Here is a 1,156-nt window from a genome sequence, read left to right as displayed (position 1 = left end):
GCGAGGGCTTTGCGCAATGTCTTGTGCGGGAGTGAAGTTCGATTTCGGGCTTTTTTGAACGACCTCAGGCGCCGGGCGCGAAGTGGGCAGGTCCGTTTTCGCGGCCGATGGGGGTGGTGGCGGGGCGATGCAGTCATGCCGCAGCCCCTACGGGCCGCAGCACCGCCCATCGTTTGAGGTTCATGGCGAGGCAGAGAAGGTGCAGATGGGTTTGATTGCGCGCCAATCCCAGATAGCGGGCGCGCGCCCACCCGTAGACGCATTTGAGACGTGCGAAGACCTGCTCAACCGGGGCTCGCCGCCGTCCCACGGCATTGTTGAAGCGCTTCTGCCGCTCGGTCAGGGGGTGATGCTTGTTGGGCCGGAACATCAGCCGCGGTTTGATGCCCCGCGCAGCGAGCCCGCTACGGCGCTCGTGCTTGTCATAGGCCTGATCAGCATAGACCGCCTTTTCATCTCCGCAGATCAGCTCGTCGGCCGGGACCGTATCGTTGACCGCAGCGTCGGTCAGCTTGCTGCGGCGGATGATTGCCGAACCCTGATCGATGCCGACATGGGCCTTATAGCCGAAGTACCGCTTGCCGCCCTTCTTGGTCCATCGCGCATCCGCATCGCGCTCGCTGTTGACCAATTTGCTCGGTTCACGACCGTCCGGGCCGGGCGGTAGCGGGTCCTTCGGTGGCTTCGGCGGCTTCACTGCCGCCGGAATCAGACTCGCGTCGATCAATGTGCCTCGGCGCAGCACCAGTCCGCGCGCGTCGATCTGATACAGGATCTCGGCGAACAGCTTCTCGTCCAGACCGGCCCGCTGCAAAGTCTCGCGGAAGCGCCAGATCGTCGTGTGGTCGGGTGTTTCGTCGCTCAGCACAAAGCCGCAGAAATCGCGGAACGAGGCGCGGTCATCGAGCGCTTCTTCCAGTTCCGGATCGGACAGTCCATACCATTGCTGCAGCAGCAGCGCCTTGAACATCACCAGCCGTGGATAGGGCGGCGAGCCACGCTCAGGTTCCGGAAGACCGCGCAGCACGCGCTCTACAGCCGCCCAGTCGACCAGCTCGCAAATCCGCCTCAGCACCGGGCTCCCTTTCCCTCGCCGCGACACCAGCGCGTCCGCGAAACCCGGTTGCCCAACCTGTCGATATGCCATCCCGAGCCC

General features: G+C 64.3%; 1 protein-coding gene. It reads right to left on the bottom strand.

What is annotated here, in order from left to right; genetic code table 11:
- Nucleotides 1–133: 133 nt before the first annotated feature.
- The coding region (locus tag QCM77_RS45885; RefSeq protein ID WP_347882453.1) for an IS5 family transposase at nucleotides 134–1,156 on the bottom strand (1,023 nt) is incomplete at its 5' end.

The organism is Bradyrhizobium nivariense (assembly GCF_029846695.2).
Classification (GTDB): domain Bacteria; phylum Pseudomonadota; class Alphaproteobacteria; order Rhizobiales; family Xanthobacteraceae; genus Bradyrhizobium.
Note: the sequence above shows the minus strand (reverse complement) of the source record. Positions and strands in the feature narration are given on the sequence as shown.